This window comes from Variovorax sp. WDL1, assembly GCF_001541225.1.
In the GTDB taxonomy this organism is placed as follows: domain Bacteria; phylum Pseudomonadota; class Gammaproteobacteria; order Burkholderiales; family Burkholderiaceae_C; genus Variovorax.
Map to the genome: position 1 here is coordinate 1 of NZ_LMTS01000095.1, position 18,905 is coordinate 18,905.

At 70.0% G+C, this 18,905-nt stretch carries 20 protein-coding genes; 5 read left to right on the top strand and 15 right to left on the bottom strand.

Annotation, left to right across the window (positions count from 1 at the left end):
• Positions 1 to 99 precede the first annotated feature (99 nt).
• The 15 genes from APY03_RS13455 to APY03_RS13525 form a co-directional block, all read right to left on the bottom strand.
• Positions 100 to 1,701: an ABC transporter ATP-binding protein gene (locus tag APY03_RS13455; RefSeq protein WP_068677615.1), complete on the bottom strand. Its 1,602-nt coding sequence runs from the start codon at positions 1,699 to 1,701 to the stop codon at positions 100 to 102.
• A gap of 15 nt (positions 1,702 to 1,716) precedes the next feature.
• A complete protein-coding gene (biuH, locus tag APY03_RS13460) occupies positions 1,717 to 2,433 on the bottom strand; it encodes a biuret amidohydrolase (protein ID WP_068677617.1) in 717 nt (238 codons plus the stop codon).
• Positions 2,430 to 3,437 (bottom strand): formamidase, encoded by a 1,008-nt coding sequence (locus APY03_RS13465; protein WP_068677619.1) that lies wholly within the window; start codon positions 3,435 to 3,437, stop codon positions 2,430 to 2,432. The genes biuH and APY03_RS13465 overlap by 4 nt, the downstream gene beginning before the upstream one ends.
• A 14-nt stretch (positions 3,438 to 3,451) precedes the next feature.
• Complete coding sequence (locus APY03_RS13470; RefSeq protein WP_068677622.1) at positions 3,452 to 4,372, bottom strand: ABC transporter permease; 921 nt, start codon at positions 4,370 to 4,372, stop codon at positions 3,452 to 3,454.
• The gene (locus tag APY03_RS13475) at positions 4,369 to 5,448 is read right to left on the bottom strand and encodes an ABC transporter permease (RefSeq protein ID WP_068677624.1); all 1,080 of its coding nucleotides are present in this window, start codon (positions 5,446 to 5,448) and stop codon (positions 4,369 to 4,371) included. Before APY03_RS13475 ends, APY03_RS13470 begins: the two co-directional genes overlap by 4 nt.
• Positions 5,449 to 5,467: 19 nt before the next feature.
• Positions 5,468 to 6,583, bottom strand: coding sequence for a BMP family ABC transporter substrate-binding protein (locus APY03_RS13480; RefSeq protein WP_068677625.1), 1,116 nt, complete (start codon positions 6,581 to 6,583; stop codon positions 5,468 to 5,470).
• 36 nt (positions 6,584 to 6,619) lie between these two features.
• Positions 6,620 to 7,003: an oxalurate catabolism protein HpxZ gene (gene hpxZ / locus APY03_RS13485; RefSeq protein WP_068677627.1), complete on the bottom strand. Its 384-nt coding sequence runs from the start codon at positions 7,001 to 7,003 to the stop codon at positions 6,620 to 6,622.
• 80 nt (positions 7,004 to 7,083) lie between these two features.
• A complete protein-coding gene (locus tag APY03_RS13490; RefSeq protein WP_068677629.1) occupies positions 7,084 to 8,511 on the bottom strand; it encodes an AtzE family amidohydrolase in 1,428 nt (475 codons plus the stop codon).
• A complete protein-coding gene (locus APY03_RS13495; RefSeq protein ID WP_068677631.1) occupies positions 8,508 to 8,711 on the bottom strand; it encodes an AtzG-like protein in 204 nt (67 codons plus the stop codon). Before APY03_RS13495 ends, APY03_RS13490 begins: the two co-directional genes overlap by 4 nt.
• A gap of 75 nt (positions 8,712 to 8,786) precedes the next feature.
• Positions 8,787 to 9,620 carry an ABC transporter ATP-binding protein gene (locus tag APY03_RS13500; protein WP_068677633.1) on the bottom strand — a complete coding sequence of 278 codons (834 nt, stop codon included), beginning with the start codon at positions 9,618 to 9,620 and terminating at the stop codon, positions 8,787 to 8,789.
• Positions 9,617 to 10,453, bottom strand: coding sequence for an ABC transporter permease (locus tag APY03_RS13505; RefSeq protein WP_068677635.1), 837 nt, complete (start codon positions 10,451 to 10,453; stop codon positions 9,617 to 9,619). The genes APY03_RS13500 and APY03_RS13505 overlap by 4 nt, the downstream gene beginning before the upstream one ends.
• 2 nt (positions 10,454 to 10,455) lie before the next feature.
• Positions 10,456 to 11,454, bottom strand: coding sequence for an ABC transporter substrate-binding protein (locus APY03_RS13510; RefSeq protein WP_068677637.1), 999 nt, complete (start codon positions 11,452 to 11,454; stop codon positions 10,456 to 10,458).
• 13 nt (positions 11,455 to 11,467) lie between these two features.
• Complete coding sequence (gene atzF / locus APY03_RS13515) at positions 11,468 to 13,183, bottom strand: allophanate hydrolase (RefSeq protein WP_068677639.1); 1,716 nt, start codon at positions 13,181 to 13,183, stop codon at positions 11,468 to 11,470.
• A 77-nt stretch (positions 13,184 to 13,260) separates the two neighbouring features.
• A complete protein-coding gene (locus APY03_RS13520) occupies positions 13,261 to 13,689 on the bottom strand; it encodes an SDR family oxidoreductase (RefSeq protein ID WP_068677641.1) in 429 nt (142 codons plus the stop codon).
• A gap of 143 nt (positions 13,690 to 13,832) precedes the next feature.
• Positions 13,833 to 14,657, bottom strand: coding sequence for a M48 family metallopeptidase (locus APY03_RS13525; protein WP_068677644.1), 825 nt, complete (start codon positions 14,655 to 14,657; stop codon positions 13,833 to 13,835).
• Between the two features lie 36 nt (positions 14,658 to 14,693).
• Here APY03_RS13525 and APY03_RS13530 point away from each other — a divergent pair, with 36 nt between their 5' ends.
• The 5 genes from APY03_RS13530 to APY03_RS40180 form a co-directional block, all read left to right on the top strand.
• Complete coding sequence (locus APY03_RS13530; protein ID WP_068677646.1) at positions 14,694 to 16,052, top strand: AmpG family muropeptide MFS transporter; 1,359 nt, start codon at positions 14,694 to 14,696, stop codon at positions 16,050 to 16,052.
• Between the two features lie 22 nt (positions 16,053 to 16,074).
• The gene (locus APY03_RS13535) at positions 16,075 to 16,395 is read left to right on the top strand and encodes a FitA-like ribbon-helix-helix domain-containing protein (RefSeq protein ID WP_068677648.1); all 321 of its coding nucleotides are present in this window, start codon (positions 16,075 to 16,077) and stop codon (positions 16,393 to 16,395) included.
• Positions 16,392 to 16,835, top strand: coding sequence for a type II toxin-antitoxin system VapC family toxin (locus tag APY03_RS13540; protein WP_083944332.1), 444 nt, complete (start codon positions 16,392 to 16,394; stop codon positions 16,833 to 16,835). The genes APY03_RS13535 and APY03_RS13540 overlap by 4 nt, the downstream gene beginning before the upstream one ends.
• 85 nt (positions 16,836 to 16,920) lie before the next feature.
• Positions 16,921 to 18,117: a beta-ketoacyl-[acyl-carrier-protein] synthase family protein gene (locus APY03_RS13545; protein ID WP_232081205.1), complete on the top strand. Its 1,197-nt coding sequence runs from the start codon at positions 16,921 to 16,923 to the stop codon at positions 18,115 to 18,117.
• On the top strand, positions 18,114 to 18,905 hold a 792-nt coding region (locus APY03_RS40180), incomplete at its 3' end, for a beta-ketoacyl synthase chain length factor (protein WP_083944334.1). The genes APY03_RS13545 and APY03_RS40180, both read left to right, overlap by 4 nt.

Sequence of the window (18,905 nt, forward strand, 5' to 3'; positions counted from 1 at the left end):
CGGGGCGAAATCCCGGCCCCGCACTCAACCCAACAGCAACGTCCAAAAAGCGAACGTCCCCCACCCAAAGCGGAAGGCAGCAACCCGGGACATACGCCCTCATGCGTGATGCCCTCCCCCCATATGCGCCCCCAGCACATGCCGCTCAGCAGACGCGGCAGGCGTCTCGAACACGATCCGTCCCTCGCTCATCACCACGATCCGATCCGCCATCTCCATCAGCTCATCCAGGTCTTCGCTGATCAGCAGCACCGCGCCGCCGCGCGCCCGCACCTGCCGGATGCGCCCATGAATCTCGGCCACCGCCGCAAAGTCCAATCCGAACACGGGGTTGGCCGCGATCAGCACGTTGATCTCCCCGGCCAGCTCGCGCGCCAGCACCGCCCGCTGCACATTGCCGCCGGAAAGGCTGCGGATCGGCGCGCCCTCGCCCCGGGTCTTCACCCCGTACTCGGCGATCCACTCGCGCGCACGGCTGCGCCAGGCCGCGAAGTTCAGCACCCCGGCGCGCGCCATCGGCGGCTGGTCGAAATCGCGCAGCGCCATGTTCTCCGCAACGCTGAGATCGCCCACGCAGGCGTTGCGCAGCGGCTCCTCGGGCAGGCTGCGCACCTTGAGGCGGCGGTTCTCCCCGCGGCGCGCCGCATAGGGCTCGCCCATCACCCTCACCTCGCCGGCGAGCCGCGCGCGCTGCCCGACGAGCGCCTCGACCAGCTCCCGCTGGCCGTTGCCCGAGATGCCCGCCACGCCGAGGATCTCGCCCGCGCGCACCGCGAGGCTCAGGTCGTGCACCGCCAAGGTCCCTCGATCGCCCTGCGCGCGCAGCGCGTCGACCTGCAGGGCCACGGGGGCATCGGCACGCGCCGCAGGCCCTGCCTCGCCCGCCGCCGCGGCGGCCGCGGCCTCGCCTTCGGGCGGCGGCGCCGCGCCTTCGCCCATCATCGCGGCGGCCAGGCGCGCCGGATCGGTATCGGCGACGCGGCAGTGATGCACCGCCTTGCCCCGACGCAGCACGGTCACGCCGTCGGCATAGGCCATCACCTCGCGAAATTTGTGCGTGATGATGAGCACGGTACACAGCCCGCTCTGCGCGAAGGCCCGCACATGGCCCAGCACCTCGTCGGCCTCCTGCGGCGTCAGTACGGAGGTCGGCTCGTCGAGGATCAGCAGGCGCGGCTTCAGGTACAGCTGCTTGAGCAGCTCCAGCTTCTGCTTCTCGCCTGCGGCCAGCTCCGAAGGCCGCAGGTCGAGGTCCAGGCGAAACGGTGTGGTCGCCAGGAAGGCCTCGAGCTCGGCGCGCTTGCGCTTCCAGTCGATCACCGCCGGCGTCCGGCCGCCGGCCAGCAGCAGGTTCTCGGCCACGGTCATGCCCGGGGCCAGCGTGAAATGCTGGTAGACCATGCCGATGCCGAGGGCCCGCGCCACCACGGGATTGGCGATCTCCTGCTCGCGCCCGTCGATCAGGATGCTGCCCTCCTCCGCGCGCTGGTAGCCGGCCACGCACTTGACCAACGTGCTCTTGCCGGCGCCGTTCTCGCCGAGCAGCGCGTGCACGCTGCCGGGCTCGACGCACATGCTCACGCCGTCCATGGCGGTGAAATCGCCGAAGCGCTTGGTCAGGCGGTAGGTGTCGAGCGCGAGCGCACCGGTGGCCGCGGGCAAGGCGCCGATGGGTTGCTGCTGCTGGAGCGGGTCGGGCATGAGCAAGGCTCCCTGCTACACGTCGGCCAGCGCATCGAGCAGCGCGGCCGAGCTGGCATGCGCTCCGAACACGCCGCCCTGCATGGTGATCATCTTCAGCGCCGCGAGGTGGTTGCCGCGGTCGGTCGCGGCGGTGCAGTCCGACAGCAGCAGGCACTCGAAGCCGCGGTCGTTGGCGTCGCGCATGGTGGTGTGCACGCAGACGTCGGTGGTGATGCCGGCGAGGATCAGGTTCTCGATGCCGCGCGTGCGCAGGACCAGCTCGAGATCCGTGGCATAGAAGGAGCCCTTGCCCGGCTTGTCGATCACCACCTCGCCGGGCAGCGGCGCGAGCGCGGGAATGATTTCCCAGCCCGGTTCGCCGCGCACCAGGATGCGCCCGCACGGACCGTCGTCGCCGATGCCCACGCCGCCGGCGCCGATCTGGCGCGAGCGCCAGCGCTTGTTGGCCGGCAGGTCGGCCAGGTCCGGCCGGTGGCCTTCGCGTGTGTGGATGACGTGGAAGCCCAGCGCGCGCAGACGCGCCATCGTCCGCGCGATCGGCTCGATCGGCGCCTGCACCAGCGACAGGTCATAGCCCATCACGTCGACGTAGCCGCCCTGGCCGCAGAAGTCGGTCTGCATGTCGATCACGACGAGCGCCGTGTTGTCCGGCCGCAGCGCGCCGTTGTAGGGCCAGCGGTAGGGGTCGGCGTAGACGACGCGTTCAACGCTCGGCATCGTACTGCTCATGCGATGTTCTCCGGCCCCTTGTAGGCGCGCACCGGCGGCTCGAAGCCGAAGCCGCTGCCGTCCTTCACCTTCACTTCCTCGCTCCACGGCAGGCGGTAGCGGCCGGCCGCCATGTCCTGCATGTAGGTGTACGGGCAGTCCTGCGCGCCGCCCTTCACCGCCACGTAGCCGCGGTGGTAGAGCTGGTAGATGTTGTTCTCCACGCCCCAGCCGATGCGCGCCTCGCGCACCAGGTCGGGCCGCAGCTCGGCAGTGACGATCTCGTCGGACCGGCCGCCGCCCTCGACCAGCACCGTGCCGTCGAAGCTGCAGAACATGCCTTCACCCATCGAGTCGAAGGTGCCGTCGCTGCCGCACATGCACACGCTCGCGGTGTACGCCAGGTTGCAGAAGGCATTGGCCTGGTTGGTGATGCGCCAGGCATGGCGGATCGGCGCGGTGTAGCCCGCCGTGCGGATGATGATCTCGGCACCCTTGTACGCCGCCTCGCGCGCCATCTCGGGCAGCATGCCGTCGTGGCAGATGATCAGCGCGAGCTTGCTCCCGTTGGGCCCGTCGCAAACGGGGACGCCGATGTTGCCGGGCTCCCAGGGCTCGACGGGCACCCAGGGATGCATCTTTCGGTAGTAGAGCCGGATCGCCCCCTGGTCGTCGATGACCAGCCCGCTGTTGTACGGATTGCCGCCGGGGTTGGCCTCCATGATCGAGAAGCAGCCCCAGATCGCGTTGTCGATGCAGGCCTGCCTGAAGGCCGCCACCTCGGGACCGTCCAGCGTGCACATGATCTCGGGCGAGGTGTCCATCGACAGTCCGTGCAGCGAATACTCGGGAAACACCACCAGGTCCATCGTGCCCTGGTTGCGTCGCGCCTTGGCCACCATGGCGCAGATGCGCTGCGTCTGCGCCGCCAGGTCGGCAGGCGTCTTCACGACCGGCAGCTGCAGCTGCACCAGCCCGATGACCACTCCATGGGCCGACTTGTTCAAACCACCCAGACCGCTCATCGGCGTCTCTCCTTTCAACGGGTCGAAGAAAGCTCGCCGGGGCTGCCGGCGGCCACGCTGCCCGGCTTGCAGGTCAGCACCAGGATCACCAGCGTGAGCACGTAGGGCACCGTGTTGAAGAGGTGGTAGCCCCAGCCCACGCCGATGGACTGCAATGCCGGCCCGATCGCGCCGGCGCCGCCGAAGAGCAGCGCCGCGCCGATGCAGCGCAGCGGGCTCCAGCGCGCGAAGATCACCAGCGCCACCGCGATCAGGCCCTGCCCGCTCGAGATGCCCTCGTTCCAGCTGCCCGGGTAGAAGAGCGTCAGCGACGCGCCGCCCAACCCCGCGATGAAGCCGCCGGCAGTGGTGGCAGCGATGCGCAGGCCCGCCACCGAATAGCCCAGCGCCCGCGTCGCGTTGGCCGAGTCGCCTGCCATGCGCACCAGCAGCCCGACGCGCGTGTGCGCGAAGGCCCACCACAACACCAGCGCCAGCACGACGCCCAGCGGCACCAGCGCATTGACCTGCAGGGCGGAGCGCACCACCGGGTTCTCGCTCCAGTTGCCCAGGGGAATGGCCGGCAGCTGCGGCGCCTGCGGCTGGATCAGCGGCTTGCCGAGGTAGAAGGCGAGCCCGGTGCCGAACAGCATCAGCGCGATGCCGGTGGCCACGTCGTTGACGCGGTCGAGCGAGCACAGCAAGCCATGCAGCAGCGCCAGCAGCGCGCCGGCCGTGGCGCCGATCAGCACGCCGAGCCAGGCCGAGTCCGTGAGCCAGGCTCCCCCGAAGGAGGCCATGGCAGAGAGCACCAGCACGCCTTCGAGGCCGAGGTTGATGCGGCCCGACTTCTCGGTCAGGCATTCGCCCAGGCTCACGAACAGGAAGGGCGCGCCGACGCGCAGGGCGCCGCCGACGATGCCCGCCACGAGCGCAATCCACTGGTCGGGCGTCATACGGGCTCCTTGCGCATCCGGGGCTCGGGGGCTTGCGGCATGCGATTGCGCAGCAAGGTCTTCCAGTCGACCATGCGCAGGCCTTCGCTCGCCAGGATCAGCACGAAGGCCATGCCCTGCAGCACCAGCACCGACGCATCGGGCAGGCCGACGCGCCGCTGCAGCAGGCTGCCCGCAGCACCGAAGCCGCCGAACAGGATCGCGACCGGAACGACAGCCACCGGGTTGTGGCGCGCGATGAAGGACACCAGGATGCCCGCATAGCCGTAGCCCGCGATCAGCGAGGCGTTGGCATTGGTGTGGACCGCCGCCACCTCTACCGCGCCGGCCACGCCGGCGCATGCGCCGCCGAGGCCGCAGGCCGCGAGGATCAGCCGGCTCGCGGGCAGGCCCACCAGCTGCGCGGCGCGCGGATTGCCGCCGACCACCCGCACGGCGAAGCCGGAGGCGGTGGCGCGCAGCCATAGCCCCGAGGCGAGGCACGCCACGATGCCGATCGCCAGGCCCCAGTGCACGTCCGAGCCGCCGATGCCGCCGATCGCCAGCCCTTCGGCGAGCGAGCGCGTGGCCGGCTTGTTGAGGCTGGCGGGATCGCGCAGCACGCCCTCGACCAGGTGCTTGAAGAGGCCGATTGCGACATAGGCCAGCAGCAGGCTGCTGATGGTTTCGTTGATGCCGCGGTACTGCCGCAGCCAGCCGGCCAGCACGATCCACAGCGCGCCGGCCAACGCGCCGGCGATGCACAGCGCGAGCGAGCCGAAGACGCTGGCCGGCAGCGGCAGCACATAAGGCAAGGCCGCGCAGGCCAGGCCGCCGAGCACCACTGCGCCCTCGCCGCCGATGATGACGAGCCCGGCGCGCGCGGGAATCGCGACGCACAGTGCGGTGAGCATCAGCGGCGCCGCGCGCTGCAAGGTGTTCTGCCAGGAAAACCAGTCGCCGAAGGCGCCCTTGAAGAGGATCACCCAGACCTCCACCGGGCTCGCCCCGGCGAACCACACGAAGACGCCGAACAGGAGCAGCGCCGCCGCGATGGCGAACGCCGGCAGGGCCGCTTCCTTCAGTGCGTTGCGCACGCTGGGCTCGCGATGAAGATCAACCGATCGAGCCGACGACGCCTTCGACCAGGTAGTTCATCTTCTCGAGCTCCAGGTCGGTCTGCTTCAGTGCCTTGCCGGCCGGGATGACGACCGCGCCCTTGTTGTCCTTCAAGCCGCCCTGGAAGATGTCGAAGGTGCCGGCCAGCATCCTGGCCTTGATGTCGTCGGCATTCTTCTTCGCAGCATCGCTCACCATCGGCCCGTAGGCGGACATCTTCACGTAGCCCTCCTTCAGTCCGCCGCGCAGGAAGTTGGGATGCGGCTTGCCGCTCTGCGCCGCATCGACCGCGGTCTTGTAGGCGGTGAGCCAGTTCCATTCGGCGCCGGTCAGGTAGGCATTGGGCGCGAGCCTGGCCTGGCTCGCGTGGTAGCCGCAGACCATCTTGCCGCGCTTGGCCGCGGTCTCGACCACCACCTTGGGCCCGTCCACGTGCATGGTGAACACGTCGCAGCCCTGATCGGCCAGGCTGTTGGTGGCCTCGGCCTCCTTCACGGCCATCGACCAGTCGCCGGTGAAGATCACGCTGCAGGTGATGCCGGGCTTGACCGAGCGCGCGCCCATGGTGAAGGCGTTGATGTTGCGCAGCACCTGGGGGATCGGCTTGGCCGCGACGAAGGCGATCTTGTTGCTCTTGGTCATGTGGCCGGCGACCACGCCGTTCAGGTACTGGCACTCGTCGATGTAGCCGAAGAAGCTGCCGGCGTTCTTCGGATGCTTGGCTTCGGACCAGAGGCCGCCGCAGTGCGAGAAGCGCACGTCGGGGTTCTTGGGCGCGACCGCGAGGATGTGCGGGTCGAAGTAGCCGAAGGAGGTGGGGAAGAGCAGCTTGGCGCCGTCCTGCGCGATCATGCCGGTCATGGTCTTCTGCACGGCCGCGGTCTCGGGCACGTTCTCTTCCTCGACCAGCTTGATGCCGGGCATCTTCTTCAGTTCGGCCGCGGCCTGGGCGTGCGCCTGGTTGTAGCCGTAGTCGTCGCGCGGGCCGACGTAGATCACGCCCACGGTCAGCGGCTTCTGGGCGCTCGCCAGGGCGCTCCAGCCGCCCAGCGAGGTGGCGGAGGCGAGCGCGGCGAGGGACTTGAGGGAATCGCGGCGATTGAACTGGCTCATGGGTGCTCCAAAGTGATGAGGGAAAGCGGGGATCGGTCAGGCAAGCAGGCTCACGTGCGCGGCCACCACGCGCCAGCCCTGGCCGGTACGCATCCAGGTCTGGCTCTGTCGGCCGGTGCGCGCACTGCCTTCGCGGCGGAACTCGCAATTGGCGGTGGCGAGATCGCGCCCATAGGTCGTGATGACGGTGCGCAGCAGTTCGCGCGCCAGCCCCTGCGAGGGGCGCGATGCGCGGAAGGCCTGGATGGCCTCGTAGCCGTAGAGGTTCTCGGTGGCGCCGTAGCGCAGCGTGTGGGGGCTGTTCCAGAACAGTTCGTCGAGCACCTCGACCTTGTTGTGGACCAGCGCGTCCTCGTAACGGGTGAAGGCGGCCGTCACCTCGGCCAGCACATCGGGAAGGTTGATTTCGGGCGTCGTCATGGATCCGCTCGCTGGAGTACCTTCGCCTTCGCCTTCGCTTTCGGCTGCGGTGCTATGAGCCTTCGGAGCGGCCGTGCGGCTCATGCCAGACTCGCGACCGGTGCCTGCGACACGCCGGCCGATTCGAGCGCCGCGGCCACGCGCAGCACCAGGTCCTCGCGCCAGGGTGCGCCGATGACCTGCACACCGATCGGCAGGCTCGCATGCGCACCCCACACGGGCACCGCACAGACCGGCAGGCCGATGCACGAGATCGGCTGGGTCAGCACGCCCATGTTGGCGCGCAGGGGGACGCGCTGGCCGTTGAGCTCGAGCCACTCGGTGCCGATCGGCGTCGCGGCGCAGGGCGTGGCCGCGGCCAGGAGGATGTCGAAGCGCTCGAACACGCGCGCCGCCTGTTGGGCGTAGAGCCGGCGCACGCGCTGCGCGCGCGCCACCCAGGCCGCGGGCAGCAGCGCGCCGGCCAGGAAGCGGTCGCGCGACAGCGGCTCGAAGTCATGCGGCCGCGTGCGCAGATCGTGCAGATGCAGCGCCGCGCCTTCGGCATTGGTGATGAGGAAGGCGGCGGCACGGCCGGCCTCGACCATCGGCAGCTCGACCGTGCGGACCGCGCCCAGCGCGAGCGCCACGGCATCGACCGCGCCTCGCGCCTCGGGCAGCGCGCGCTGCCGGAACCAGCCGCCCAGCACGCCGATGCGCAGGCCCTGCACGCCGCGCGAGAGCGACTTGAAGACCGGCTCGACGGGCCGCTGCGCGCAGCCTGGGTCCCGCGGCGCCAGGCGCTCCGGGCCCTGCATCGCGTCGTAGGCCAGGGCCAGGTCGCGCGCCGTGCGTGCGAAGGGGCCGAGATGGTCCAGGCTGGAGACGAAAGGGTAGCTGCCGGTGCGCGGCAGCCGGCCGAAAGTGGGCTTGAGCCCGAACACGCCGTTGAGCGAGGCCGGCACGCGGATCGAGCCGTTGGTGTCGGAGCCCAGCGTCAGCGGCACCTGGCCGGCTGCAACTGCGGCGCCCGAGCCGCCCGAGGAGCCGCCGGCGATGCGATTCAGGTCGTGCGGGTTGTGGGTGGCGCCCACGTGGGTGTTCTCGGTGGTGAAGCCGTAGGCGTATTCGTCCATGTTGAGCGCGCCGACCAGCACCGCGCCGGCGCTTTCGAGGCGGCGCACCAGCGTGGCGTCGCCCCGTGCGGGCTCCCGCTCGCGTTCGATCTTCGAGCCCGCCAGTGTCGGCAGGCCGGCGATGTCGAACAGGTTCTTGACCGCGAAAGGCACGCCCAGCAGCGGCAGCTCGCGCGTGCGCACGCCGTGCTCGGAGGCCAGCGAGGCGTCGACCTGGGCGGCGCGCCGCAGGGCGCGTTCGCGGACCACATCGGTGAAGGCGTTGATGCGCGCGTCGGTGGCGGCGATGCGCTCGAGGCTCGCCTGCACCAGCGCGACCGCACTCACCCCGCCCGAGCGCACGGCCTGCGCCATGGCTGCGGCGTCCTGCAACAGCAGCGCGGCCGGCGTCATTCCCGGGACTCCGTCGGCACGGGCGAAAAGTGCACCGCGGTCTCGTCGTGGGGGTCGAGCGGCACCGCCTCCACGACGGCCGCGAACTCGGCCGCCAGGCCGAAGTAGCGCAACACGCCGGCTCGGTGGTCCGGCCGCAGGCGCAGGTTCAGAGCAATTGCGGCTGCATCGACATAGGTCTCGATCTGCTTGGGTGTCATGAGCTGTCCTCTCGTTCTGGCACCACCCACGCGAGGACCATGCCAGGGACACCGCGGAAAGCCTGCTTGCGAGCTTCATCTGCGCACTTCGCGCTGGAAGATCTCGAGGCTCAGCTTCTTCGTCGCGATGAAGCTGGGCGCGCTCAGCGTCTCGAGAGTGCGCGGGCGCGCATCGCCGTACTCCAGGATCTCGGCCACCCGGGTCGGCCGCTTGGTGAGCAGCAGCACCTGGTCGGCCAGGTACACCGCCTCCTCCAGGTCGTGCGACACCAGCAGCATGGTGGTGCCGGTCTGCATGAAGACCTCCTGCAGCTTCTCGCGGATGAACAGCGTCATCTCGAAGTCGAGTGCCGAGAAGGGCTCGTCGAGGAACAGCACCTCGGGGTTCGGCGCCAGCGCCCGCATGATCGAGGCGGTCTGCTGCTGGCCGCCCGAGAGCTCGTACGGGTAGCGGTGCAGGTCGAACTTGACGTCGAAGGACGCCACCAGCTCCGCCATGCGGCGGTCGACCTCGGCCTTGGAGCGGCCTTCCAGCTTCAGCGGGTAGGCGATGTTGTCGATGGTGCGCATCCACGGGAACATCGCCTCGCGGTAGTTCTGGAACACGTAGCCGATCTTGGTGTCTTTCAGCGACTTGCCGTCGAACAGGATCTCGCCCGAGTCGATCGGGATCAGGCCCGCGATCATGTTGATCAGCGTGGACTTGCCGCAGCCGTTGGGGCCGAAGATCGAGACGATCCGGCTCTTGGGAATGTCGAGGTCGAAGTTCTCGTACAGCGGCCAGCCGGCGAAATACTTGGTCAGCCCGCGGATGGTGATGTGCGTGCCGGCCGGCCCGGGCTGGAAGGCCGGCTTCGGCACGTCGGCGTAGACCGGGCCGTCGATCACGGTGTCGGCGACGGCTCTCATCGTCCGCTCCAGTGCACGATGCGGCGCTCTGCGAGCAGGAAGAGGATGTTGAGCGCATAGCCCAGCGCGCCGGCCGCCAGGATGGCCGCATACATGCTCTTGACGTTGAGCACCTGCTGTGCATCGATGATGCGATGGCCCAGGCCGTTGTCCGAGCCGATGAACATCTCGGCCACGATCACGATCACCAGCGCCATCGAGACCGCGGAGCGCAGGCCCACGAAGGAGGGCTGCAGGCTTTCCCACACCAGCACGTCCTTGAAGATCTGCCAGCGCGAGGCGCCCATCACCCGCGCCGCCATCACCCGCTGCTTGCGCGCGTTGATCACGCCGTAGGCACTGTTGAAGACCACGATCAGCAGCGCTCCGAAGGCTGCGATCGCGACCTTGTTGATGTCCGACACGCCGAAGATCAGCAGGAACAGCGGGATCAGCGCCGACGAGGGCGTGGAGCGGAAGAAGTCGATCAGGAACTCCACGCTGCGGTAGGCCTTCTCGTTGCTGCCCAGCAGCACGCCCAGGGGCACGCCGATGGCCGCGGCGATCAGGAAGGCCTGCAGCGTGCGCCACACGGTCACTGCGAAATCCAGGAGCAGGGGGCCGCCGGCCAGGCCGGTGATCAGCGCCGCAAGCGTGTCCGCCGGGGTGGGCAGCAGGATCGGCTTGATGAAGCCCAGGCGCACCACGAGGTCCCAGAGGATGAAGAGCACGATGGGGCCGATCGCCGGCAGCCACGGTGACCAGGAGAATTTCTTCGCTGCAGCCGGTGGGGCGCCGGCGGCGGGCGGCGACCAGGGCGCACCCGCCGCGGGACCGGAGTTGGCGTCGGCCATGGTCAGCCCCGGTAGATCAACCCGTCCACCGACACCTTCTTCTCGAAGATGCCCTTCTCGGTGAACAGGTCGTAGAACTTCTGGAAGTGCGCCAGGTCGCTGGGCTTGAACTCGTTGTAGAGCATGTACGAGGCCAGCGGCACCTCGGCGGTGAGCGCGCCCTCGATCGCGGTGTAGCCCTTCATGTGCGTTCGCGCGTCGTCCGGCTTGGTGCGCACCAGCTCGATACCGCGCGCATAGGCGGCGATGAACTTCTTCGCCGCCTCGGGGTTTTTCTTGATGAACTCGCTCGTGAGGCTCGCGGCGCCACCATGCCACGGCGCCATCGGATCGCCGAGGATGTATTTCGCGACCACGCCGGCCTCCAGCACGCGGGTGGTGCCGTTCATGCGGCCCACGGTACCCGTGGGTTCGAGGGTGTAGCAGGCGTCGACCTGCCCTGCCACCAGCGCGGCCACGTGCTGGCCGATCGGCAGCTCGGAGACCGCGGCGCCGGTGGCGCCCGCGCGCTCCAGCATGGTCTTGCACAGCGTCATGTTCTGGATGCCGGGACCCGAGGCCACCTTCTTGCCCTTGAGCTCGGCCATGCTCTTGACCGGGCTGTCCTTGGGGACGATGAACTCGTCGAGCACGTACTTGGCGTTGCTCGGGTTGGTGCAGAAGATCTTGAAGAGCCCCGGCTGCGCAATCTCGCCGATGGCGAGGTTGGCCGAGCCGGTGCCGTTGGAGCTGCCGTCGGAGCGGCCCGCGAGCATGGCCTCCATCACCTGCTGCGCGCCGGCGAACTTGAGCGGCTCCACATCGAGCCCGGCCTCCTTGAAGTAGCCGCGGTCGACCGCCGCGAAGAAGGGCAGGCCGGCCGCCACGGGCCAGAAGCCGATGCGGACCTTGGACGCGGGCTGGGCCAGCACGGCTGGGGCGGCCAGCGCGGCGATGCCTGCTGCGCCGGCTTGCAGCACGCGACGTCGCGAAGTGCCGGGAATGTTTCGGGAAGCGCTCATGGGGAACTCCTTGTCAAGCTTGTCGGGATTCGATGTAGCGGCGCCAGCCGCCCAGATACGTGATGTCCGCGGCGCCCTCGAGCGCCAGCCCCTCGCACAGGAAGCCCTGCACGCTGCTGCCGTCGGCCAGCGCGAGCGTGCCGATGCCCAGCGGCGCGGGGATCAGCGAGACGAAGCTGCCGTAGTGCGCGAGCGGCATCTGCCACACCTCGACGGCGATCGCCGCGCCCTGCGCTGGCGCGACGCGCACCAGGCCGGGCTTGGGCGGCACCGTGCCGGGCAGCGCATAGAGCCGGTACTGCGGCGCGGTGGAGGTCTGCTCCACCAGCGTGGCCCCGCGCTCGGTGAGTTGGTTGTTCAGCGGCATGCCCGAGAGGTGGGCGCCGACGACCGCAAGCTTCACCGAGGGCTCCGGCGGCGCCATCGGGAGCGCCTCTGGCGCGGGCAATGGCCGGCCGGTGGCGCCCTGCGCCAGGCCCGTGGCGTGATGGAAGCGCTGGCCAAGCTCGGCCAATTGCAGGTCGCTGCCGCAGGGGCCGATCAGGGTGATGCCGAAGGGCAGTCCGTCTTCGCGCAGGTTCGCAGGCACAGAGAGCGCCGCGTAGTCGAGCAGGTTGACGAAGTTGGTGTATTCGCCCAGGTTGCGGTTGAGCACGACCGGCGCCGCGCGCATCGCCTCGATGGTGTAGTGAGCGGGCGCGGTGGGCACGAGGAGCAGGTCGATGTCTTCCCACATCGCGGCTGCGCGCTGGCCCAGCGCGTGCAGCCGGGTGCGGGCATCGGCGAAGTCGGCCGCGCTGTAGCGCCGGCCGGCGGCCAGGATGCCGCGTACCGGCTCGACGACCGCGTCTTCGTTGACGTCGAAGAAGCTGCGCACGGCGGCATAGCGCTCGGCCACCAGCGCGCTGTCGTAGAGCAGCGCGGCAGCGTCGGCCAGCGGCGCGTAGTCGATGGCGACGGGCGTGCCGCCCAGCGCCCGCATCTGTGCGAGCGCGCGCTCGAAGGCGGCCGCTGACAGCGCATCGCCGAAGAAGCGCGGCGCGTGCGGCACGCCGAAGCGAAAGCGCGCGGGCAGCGGCTGCGTGGCGAGCGCGAGTCGGCGCGCGTAAGGGTCTTCGGCGTCGAAGCCCATCGCCGCCTGCAGCACGCGCACCGCGAGGCCCACGGTCGGCGCGAAGATCGACACGCAATCCACGCTTTGCGCCGCCGGCACCACGCCGCGCGCGCTGACCAGGCCGCGCGAGGGCTTGAGGCCGACGATGTTGTTGAGCCCGGCCGGCACGCGGCCCGAGCCCGCGGTGTCCGTCCCCAGCGCGAAGTCGACCTCGCCGGCGGCGACCGCATAGGCCGAGCCCGAGCTCGATCCGCCGCTCACAAAGCGCGCATCGAAGCTGTTGGGTACCGCGCCGTAGGGCGAGCGCGTGCCGTTGAGGCCGCAGGCGAACTGGTCGAGGTTGGTCTTGCCGGCCAGGCTTGCACCGGCATCGAGCAGCCGCTGCACCACATGCGCGTGGGCGGACGGGGTGTAGGCGAAGGCTGAGCAGGCGGCGGTGGTGGGCACGCCGGCGACATCGATGTTGTCCTTGACAGCGAAGCGCAGCCCGGCGAGCGGGCCCTGCGCCGCGCCGGCAAGGGGCGGATCGAGCCGCACGATCCAAGCCTGCGCGGCTGTTGCTTCATCGGCTGGCCCCGGCGTCTCATTGCGACGAGAGGCTGTTTCATGCACCATCTTCAAGCATCCTGTCTTGTGTACAAGACGAGATGCAAGGTACGTGCCACCGGCCCGCCGCCGGCCAGCACGTTCGGCTACATGACCTGGGCGAGGCGGGGAGAGGCGAACTGGCTGGCGCCTACATCGGGCGACTGGTCGATAGCCAGCGCGATGGCGCGCTCGATGGCGTCCGGCGCGGTGATGGCGCGAACCTCACGCCTGGTTGTGCAGGAGGCGGCCGAGGCGGACGCAACCGCATGGACGATGACGTCGACGCGGCCGAAGACCTCGTTCGCCTCGTCGATGAAGCATTGCATGCTCGCGCGCTGCGTGACGTCGAGCGTCTGGTAGTGCGCCGAGCCGCCGGCCTCGACGATCTCCCTGGCGAGTGCGTTCAACCGGCCGATGCGGCGCGCCCCCAGCATCACCTTGGCGCCGCGCCCGGCCAGCACCCTGGCCACGGCTTGGCCGATGCCGCCGCTGGCGCCGGTGATGGCGATGACCTTGTCCTGGATTCCCGACATGCTGCGCTCCTTGATGAAGACCCCGCGCACAGATGCGGCGGCGACTGGAACGAGTCTAGGAACGAGGGGACGCGAGGCGTTAGCCGATTCGGGGACGCTTCTTGCCCGATCCTGCAAAGGCGCAGGGACCGGCAACGCTTGATTTATTTCGCCGCGCGGTAGAGGCCCTCGACCTTGGGCACGTTGGCTTCGAGCTTGGCGATGCGGTCGGTCCCGCTCGGGTGGGTCGACAGGAAGCTCAGGCCGCCCTGGCTCTTGGAGGCCTGCGCCATCTTCTTCCACAGCGACACCGCGGCCTGCGGGTTGTAGCCGGCGCGCGCGGCAAGCTCGAGCCCGACCAGGTCGGCATCGGTCTCGTCGCTGCGGCTGAACTTGAGGGTGAGCAGTTGCGTGCCGGCGCGCGCTGCAAGGTCGCCGGCCTGGCCCAGGCCCAGCAGCTGGGCTCCGAGCGACAGCGCTGCGCCGGTGCCCGCGCTCTTGGCCAGGCGCGCACGGGCATGCTCGCGCAGGGCATGCGCCATCTCGTGGCCCATGACCATCGCGACCTCGTCGTCCGTGAGCTTGAGCTGGTCGAGGATGCCGGTGAAGAAGGCGATCTTGCCGCCCGGCATGCAGAAGGCGTTGATCTGCGTGCTGCCGATCAGGTTGACCTCCCACTTCCAGCGCGCGGCGCGTTCGTTCCACTGCGCCGCGAAGGGAATGATGCGCGCCGCGATGGCGCGCAGGCGCTGCAGCTGCGCGTTGCCGTCGCCGGCCAGCGCGCCCTTGGCCTTGGCCTGGGCCAGCAGCTCGCCGTACTGCTGCACGCCGGCCTGCTCCACGTTCTCGGCCGGCACCAGGTTGCGCGCCACGGAGGCCTTGCCCACCTGCACCTGCGCCAGGGCCGGCGTGGCTGCCGCGGCGGCGGCAAGCAGGAAGGCGCGACGGCCCTGCCAGGGAGAGGAGCGGGAGGGGCAGTGCAGACACATGCGGGAATAATAAGAGAGCCTCAAAGACCTTCCTTCATGTCCGCACCACCGGCTGACCAGAATCCCCCCGCCCTGCCCTGGCGCGATGCGCTCAAGGTGTACCTCGAACCCGCGACCCTGCGCATGCTCGCGCTGGGCTTCTCCGCGGGCCTGCCCCTGCTGCTCGTGCTGGGAACGCTCAGCTTCCGGCTGCGCGAGGCCGGCATCGACCGCACGACCATCGGCTACCTGAGCTGGGTGGGCCTGGCCTACGGTTTCAAGTGGATGTGGGCGCCGCTGGTGGACCGGCTGCCGGTGCCGCCGCTGACCACGCTGTTCGGCCGGCGGCGCGGCTGGCTGCTGCTGGCGCAGCTGATCGTGATGACCGGCCTCGTCGGCATGGCCTTCAACGACCCGCGCGCCGGGCTCGCGCCGCTGGTGTGGTGCGCGCTGCTGGTGGCCTTCGGCTCGGCAACGCAGGACATTGCGCTGGATGCCTTCCGCATCGAATCGGCGGCCACGCGCAAGCAGGCGGCCCTGGCCGCGGCCTACCAGACCGGCTACCGGCTGGCGATGATCTGGGCCGGCGCGGGCGTGCTGTGGATCGCGGCCTGGGCTGAGCTCGCCGGCGGCGCGGGCTACCAGAACGGCGCCTGGAAGACCGCCTATCTTGCGATGGCCGCCTCGATGGGGGTGGGCGTGCTCACGGTGCTGCTGTCGCCCGAGCCGGCGCGCGTGACGCTGCCGAAGGCAAGGAACGCAGCCGAGTGGCTGGAAGGCGTGCTCATCGAGCCCTTTGCCGACTTCTTCCGCCGCTACCGCTGGCAGGCGGCGCTGATCCTGGCGTTGATCGCGGTCTACCGCATCAGCGACGTGGTGATGGGCATCATGGCCAACCCCTTCTACGTCGACATGGGCTTCACCAAGGACGAGGTGGCCACGGTCAGCAAGATCTATGGCGTGGTGATGACGCTGGCCGGCGCCTTCGTGGGCGGCGTGCTCTCGATGCGGCTCGGCGTGATGCGGGTGCTGATGCTGGGCGCGGTGCTGAGCGCCGCCAGCAACCTGCTGTTCGCCGCGCTGGCCACGCGCGGGCATGACCTCACCGCTCTGGTGCTGGTGGTCTCGGCCGACAACCTGGCGGGCGGCATCGCCTCGGCCGCCTTCATCGCGTACCTGTCGAGCCTGACGAACGTCAGCTACTCCGCCACGCAGTACGCGCTGTTCAGCTCGCTGATGCTGCTGCTGCCCAAGTTCATCGCCGGCTATTCCGGCGCCTTCGTGGACGCCTACGGCTACCACGCCTTCTTCACCAGCACGGCGGCGCTGGGGGTACCGGTGTTGTTGCTGGTTGCAGTGGCGGCCAGGAATGCGCCAGTGCAGCCGCCCGAGGGTGCCTCCAAAGCGGCGCCATAATGGCGCCACTTTGGAGGCATGCATGGCAAATCTTTCGATCAAGGACGTGCCCGATGATCTGGCAGAGCGGCTGAGGCAGCGCGCGGCGCGCAATCACCGGTCTCTGCAAGGCGAGCTCATGGCCATCATCGAGCGGGCCATCCACGAGCCGGAGCCGGCCCCCGTCCCGCGCCCGGGCGCCGTCAGCATCGGCTGGGGCGGCCGTCCGGTCTTCCGGCGCGGCGGCAAGCCCATCGAGCAGATCGCAGCCGAACACCGGGTTCGTTTTCCGCAACCCATTACCGGCGTGCCCAATGGGGTGGACATCATTCGCGCCGAGCGCGGCGCGGAGCCTGGCTCATGAGCGCCTCGGCCTCAGCCCTCTACGTTGCCGAGCCGCCGCCGCCCTTCACCGCGCGCCCGCCGATGGTGGTGGATTGCAGCGCACTCGGCGCCATCCTCTTCGACGAGCCGACACGCGACGAAGCCCTGGCGCGGCTGATCGGCCGCAGCCTGCACGCCCCCAACCTGCTCGATCACGAAATCGTGAGCGCCGCGCTCGGGAAGCGCCGGGAGGAAGGGCCGGCCGAGGCCATCGCGCAGTCGCTGCGCGACTACGCCACTTTCGACATCGACCTTCATCCCGTCGACCCGATCGCGCAGTACGAACTGGCGGCACGCTACGCGCTCACCGCCTACGACGCCGCCTACCTCTGGCTCGCTGCCGAACTCAAGGCGCCGCTCGCCACCTTCAACCGCCGGCTCGCCGAGGCGGCCCAGGCGCACCTCGGCTCCCTGTCCTGAGGACCGTAGGACATTCACGCCCCCGCGACAGGCGAAGTAGCTGGTAGGCTGTGACGTTTTTCACGCCTCGCCTCACCGCCCCACCGTGCCGCCCTCCCGCATCCCACCCCTCCAGATCAGTGCCTTCACCGCGACCTCGGCCGTGGGCGTGGGCAAGGAACCCCTGCTCAGCGCGCTCGAGCAATCGACGAGCGGCCTGCGCGCCAACGATTTCGGCGCCACGCCGCTGCCCACATGGATCGGCCGCGTCGACGGCCTCGAAGAAACGAGCCTGCCGGAAGACCTGGCAAGCTGGGACTGCCGCAACAACCGCCTGGCCTGGCTCGGGCTGCAGGCCGACGGCTTCATCGAGGCGGTGGCGGCGGCGCGCGAGCGCTACGGGCCGGCGCGCATCGCCCTGATCCTGGGCACCTCCACCTCGAGCATCGGCGAGACCGAGCTCGCCTACACCCAGCTCGACGCCGACGGCGGCTTCCCCGCGGAGCAGCGCCGGCCCCGCGTGCATACGCCGCATTCGCTCACGATGTTCGTGCAGGAGGCGCTCGGCCTCGAAGGGCCGGCCGAGACCCTCTCTACCGCCTGCTCCTCCAGCGCCAAGGTCTTCGCCTCGGCCGAGCGGCTGATCCGCCTGGGCCTGGTCGACGCGGCGGTGGTCGGCGGGGTGGACACGCTGTGCGGCAGCGTGCTGTTCGGCTTCAACTCGCTCGAGCTGGTCTCGCCCGAGCCCTGCCGCCCCTTCGACGCGCAGCGCAACGGCATCAGCCTGGGCGAGGCCGCGGGCTTCGCGCTGCTGGAGCGCGGCCCGGGCCGGCTGGAGCTGCTGGGCTACGGCGAGGCGAGCGACGCCCACCACATGTCCACACCGCACCCTGAGGGGCTGGGCGCCGAGCGGGCGCTCGACGACGCGCTGGCGCGTGCCGGCCTTGCGGCCGAGGCCATCGACTACATCAACATGCACGGCACCGCCAGCACCAAGAACGACGAGGTCGAGGGCGCCCTGGTGGCGCGCCGCTTTGCGCCGGGCACCCATGCCAGCTCCACCAAGGGCTTCACCGGCCACACACTGGGGGCAGCGGGCGTTGTCGAGGCAGTGATCAGCCTGCTCGCCATCGAGCGCGGGCTGATGCCGGGTACCGTCAACACCGCCGTGCTCGACCCGGGCTGCGGTCCGCAGATCCGGCTGGAGCCCGCACGCGGCGAAGTGCGGTACGCGCTCTCCAATTCCTTCGGCTTCGGCGGCAACAACTGCGCGCTGGTGTTCGGCAAGGGAACCACCGCATGAACGCGGCGACCCCCACCCTCTACATCGAAGGCCCGGCCTTCTGGGCTTCCACGCTTCCCGGCTGGAACAGCGCCCGCGCGGTCTTCCGCGGCGAGGCCGTGCCGGCCGACCCGCCGGCCAAGCGGCCCTCGCCGCAGATGCTGGCGCCGGCCGAGCGGCGGCGCGCGCCCGACACGGTCGCGCTCGCGCTGGAGGTCGCGGCCGCCGCGGTCGAGGCCTCGGGCCGCGCGGCAAAGGACCTGCCCTGCGTGTTCGCTTCCGCGCACGGCGACCTGGGCATCAACGACTACATGTGCGCCACGCTGGCGAGCGACCCCAAGCTGCTGTCGCCGATCAAGTTCCACAACTCGGTGCACAACGCGGCGGTCGGCTACTGGACCATCGGCACCGGCTGCACGGCCGCAAGCAATTCGCTGGCCGCCTACGAGCACAGCTTCGCGGCCGGCCTGCTCGAGGCTGCAGCGCAGTGCGCGGCGGATCAGCAGGCGGTGCTGCTGGCCGGCTTCGACATCCCCGCGGTGGGCGCGCTCGGCTCGGTGATCACCAGCCGCGAGCTGCTGGCCGTAGCCCTGGTGGTCGCCCCCATGCGCACGGAGCGCACCGTGGCAGCGTTCGACTGGTCGCTGGCAACCGGCGCGCCGGCACCGCAGCGCCCGCTTCCTGATGCAGCGGCGGCGCTGCAGACCAACGCGATGGCCGACGCGCTCCCCTTTTTCGACGCACTGGCGCGCGCCGAGGCGGAGTCGCTGGACCTGCCGCTCGGCGACCGCCTGTCTCTGCGGCTGCGG